This window comes from Streptomyces sp. 142MFCol3.1, assembly GCF_000424945.1.
GTDB classification, from domain to species: domain Bacteria; phylum Actinomycetota; class Actinomycetes; order Streptomycetales; family Streptomycetaceae; genus Streptomyces; species Streptomyces siamensis.
Genome location: NZ_AUKV01000085.1, coordinates 1 through 3,843, shown reverse-complemented (window position 1 = coordinate 3,843; position 3,843 = coordinate 1). Strand labels below are relative to the sequence as shown.

The window sequence follows — 3,843 nt, the reverse complement described above, 5'->3', positions numbered from 1 at the left end:
ATGCACACCACCCGGAGGCGTACCACCCGGCGCCTGCGGCGCACCAGGAACACCCGGCTGCCCCGGAACACCAGGCGCACCCGGAGCCGCGGGCGCCCCCGGACCGGCAGGCCCCTCGGGACCGTCAGGACCGAGCTGCGACACGAGCTGCGTAGGCACGTACCCGCCCGCCGGAGTCCCCGGAGCACCCGGCCCGGACTGCGGCGGTGCGGCCCCCGGCCGCGCACCCGGCACACCGGGGGCGCTCGGCGGATGCGGCGCGCTCGCGCCACCGCCCCGCGGTCCGCGGGCGGGCGGCGACGCCTTGCTGGTGGCGGCGTCCGCGATGTCACCGGCGTTGGGCGGCAGGGGCCGCGAAGGCGCGGCGGGCGGAGGCGTGGGCGGGACGCCCGCGGCCTGCGGTGCGCCGGGCGGCGGCGTACCGGGAACGGCCGCTCCCTGCGGCGCGCCCGGCGGTGGCGTCCCCGGCCCCTGCGGATGACCGTAGGAAGGCGCGGCCGGCGAAGGCGTGCCCTGCGGTGCGCCCTGACCGCCCTGCGAAGCACCTGACGGAGCGGGCGAGTCGGGGCCGCCGACCGCGGGTGACACAGTGGTACGCGGGAGTTGGCTGCCCCCGGACATCAGGGCGGTCTTGGCGTCCGAAGTCACCCCGGGCGGCGGGGTGTCGGGAGCGTCGACGTCGGTCAGCGGCGGCGCGAACACGGTCGCCGGCAGCGGTACGGAACGGTCGTCCCCGGCATCGGCGTTGGTGTCGGTCCCGGCCCACGGCGTCGCGTCGGCCGGCGCGCCCGCCGGCACGGCGTCGCGCGGCGGGGCAGGCTCGTCGGCCGCCGCGGCGGGCCACGGCGTCCCCGCACCCGGTGTCGACGGCGCACCGGGCACGGAAGCGGCGGCCGGCCGTCCCCCCGCCCCGTCGGAACCCTCGGAGCCCCCGGACCCGTCGGACCCCGAACGCCGGTCCGGAATACCCAGCTTGTCCGCGGCTTCCTGCAGCCATTCCGGCGGGCTCAGCAGGAACGACGTCTGGTTCAGGTCGACCCGGGCCGGAGGCGCCGGTGCCGGTTCCGGGGAGGCGTCCGCCACCCCGTACTCCTCCTCGAACCGGCGGATGACCTCACCCACCGGCAGCGCGGGCCACAGCGTCGCCTCACCGCTGTCACGCGCGATGACCAGCCGCTGCGCGCCCCCGTCGGAGCGGGGGCCGTCGGCGCGGTCCTCGCCCCACACCACGAACCCGAGTTCGAACTCCCGCACCCGCACCTCACGGTGCTGGTACGCGGCCACGTCCCCGTTGATCCACTCTTCCGCGCGCTCCTGCGCCTGCGCGAAGGTCACCATCGGACGTTCACTCCCCCACCGAAGACACTGAAGAGACGGGCACGGCGCGTGCGAAACCGCCGTCCACCATCAGGTTCGCCACCGTCCGGAGCTCCGGCGGATTGCCGGCGAGCCGGGACAGGAACTGGTCGAAGTCCGCGCCGCACGGCAGCAGCAGACGCTGCACCCGCTCGGCCGGCGGCCAGGCGTCCTGGTCGCGGGCGTCGTCGTACGCGCAGAACCAGACCGAGCCGATCCCCTCGCCCTTCACCTTCACCGCCAGCAGACCGCCCTGCACGAAACCGACGCCCAGGTAGTCCTTGGTCAGGTGGTCGCGCAGGCACTTGTTGACGTAGACGAGGTCGTTGACGGCGGCCTCGTCGCGCACCGTGAAGAACGGCTGGTCCACCAGCAGTCCGAGCTCAGCGTCGAGCGCGGCGCCCACCGGCGCGCAGCCGCCCGCCACCTTCAGGAAGGAACGGTAGGCGCCCGGCAGCCGGTAGCCGAGGTCCTCCTCGACACCCAGCACCTGCTGTTCGGTCACCGCCACCGACGACTTCGGCAGTCCGAAGTGCGCGGGACGGGTCTCCTGCAACGGCCGCGTGCCCCGCTTGTCGTGGTCGACCATGGCGGTCGCGATGCCGCCGTGGTGCCGCAACAGCGCCTTGACCTCGACCGGTACGAGTTCGAGCCGCCGGGTGCCCACCACGTGGTGCCAGGTCCAGCCGTGCGGGGTGGCCACCGCCGGGATCGTGTCCCACAGGTCATGGCCGGTCGCGGCCAGCGCGGCGTTCGCGGACACGTAGTCAGTCAGCCGCAACTCGTCGACGCCGAAGCCCTCCGGGGGCTCGGCGATCTCCGCCGCGGCACGCGCGTAGAGCGAGAAGTCGGGGTAGCCGTGTGCGTCGACCCGAACGCCTCTGGGATGGCGAGCGGCCCGGACCGGGTCCGGGAAATGCACGACCTGCCCGGCGTAGGCCGCGTTCGGCGGCGCGGCTTGCTGCCCGAGCCGACCTGTCGTCATGGCGGTTGCCCCCTGCGGCGTTCTCAGTAGCTGGATGGATCGCGGATGTCGACAGCCTATGCGGTTGTACGACACCGGTCACCGGGCCTCCGGTTCCGTGACCTGCCGTCACCCCGCCGTGACCGTCCGACGAAGCCCGGGCGTGTCGCACCGCCCCAGCTTCCGCACCCGCCACGCCATTTGGCAGTCTGTCTCCGCACCGGGGGATGCATGGGAGGGAAGAACGATCATGAACGCGACGCATACGGGCACGTCCGGGGACCCTCGGGTCGGCTGGAGCAGCGCCGAGGCGCCTCAGGCTCCCGCCCTCCTGCACCGCCGCGACGGAATACTCCCCACCGTCGCCGCCGCGCTCTCCGTGCGCGGCGCCACGCTCACCGGCACGGCGGCCCGCGGCGACCAGCCACCCGCGCTGCATCCCCTCGTCCAGGACTTCCTCGACACCCTCACGAGCGCCCAACGCGACCGTTACACCGGCCGCTGCGCCGAGGCGATCCTCATCTCCCGGCAGATCGCGTCCGTCGACGCCACCCGCAGCAAACGCGCGGCCCGCAGACCGATGACCAACGGCGAGGCACGCAAGGCGCTCAAGCAGGCCAAACTCACCGCCCGGCGCATCCGGGAGGACGGCGACCCGCTGCACGGCAGCTTCGCCGAGCCCTGCCGTTCCTGCACGGCGCTCAGCGACCACTTCGGCGTCCGCATCGTCGACCCGACGACACCGGACGAGTGAACTCCGCCACCCCGTACGACGGCGTCCCCGCACGCCGATGTCCCGACCCTCGACGAACGAAGGGCAGATGCACGCCGACCGCTCCTCCACACGCTTCTCCGTCCCCGTGGACGCCGCGCTCCGCTCCGCGGGGTGGCAGCCCGGACGCTGGGACATAAAGCAGGCCGAGTACTGGGCCGACGCGCTGCGCGGGCACGAGTCGCCCGCCGGGCACCGGCACACCGTGTTCCCGGCGGCGGTGGAGGCTTGGGCGGAGTTCGGGGGCCTGCGGGTCGCCGCGTCAGGGCCGGGCCGTCAGCTCGCGCCGGCCGCGCTGCATCTCGACCCGCTGCACGGGCTCCACATGGCGCGCACGCTCGGTGACCTCGGGCGTGCCCTGGACACCGAGGTGTGCCCGCTGGGCGAGGAGGCCGACTCGCGTGCCCTGCTCGCCATCGACGCGGAGGGTCGTGTCTACACCCTGGACCACACCGGGGACTGGTACCTCGGTCCCGACATCGACACCGCCCTCACCACCCTGCTCTCCGGCACCGAACCCACCCGCCTGACAGCCGTGTAGCCCCCTTCACCGACCCCCACGAGCCGTCGAGCACCCCGGGGGCTCCCCGTTCGGTCCGAACAGACTCGTCCTCAAGCGCCGGACGGGCTGAAGGATGCCCCCGGCTCCAGAGGCGTGCGGGAACCCGCGATGGACGCACCCGCAGTCGCCCTGTCACCGAAGGGGCCGTGCCGGTGCATCACATGCCCGTTGCGGACGGCAACACGAACC

General features: G+C 74.0%; 3 protein-coding genes and 1 pseudogene. 2 read left to right on the top strand and 2 right to left on the bottom strand.

The genetic code is table 11. The features are described from left to right. Both H305_RS49105 and H305_RS0143490 read right to left on the bottom strand, forming a co-directional pair. A pseudogene (locus H305_RS49105) lies at positions 1-1,338 on the bottom strand (hypothetical protein); the annotation flags it as partial. Between the two features lie 7 nt (positions 1,339-1,345). Beyond that, complete coding sequence (locus H305_RS0143490; protein WP_028805928.1) at positions 1,346-2,341, bottom strand: SMI1/KNR4 family protein; 996 nt, start codon at positions 2,339-2,341, stop codon at positions 1,346-1,348. 229 nt (positions 2,342-2,570) lie between these two features. On the opposite strand from H305_RS0143490, the gene H305_RS0143485 reads away from it, so the two are divergent. Continuing rightward, positions 2,571-3,074, top strand: coding sequence for a YwqJ-related putative deaminase (locus tag H305_RS0143485; protein ID WP_028805927.1), 504 nt, complete (start codon positions 2,571-2,573; stop codon positions 3,072-3,074). A 67-nt stretch (positions 3,075-3,141) separates the two neighbouring features. Then, the gene (locus tag H305_RS0143480; protein WP_028805926.1) at positions 3,142-3,633 is read left to right on the top strand and encodes an SUKH-3 domain-containing protein; all 492 of its coding nucleotides are present in this window, start codon (positions 3,142-3,144) and stop codon (positions 3,631-3,633) included. Positions 3,634-3,843 lie beyond the last annotated feature (210 nt).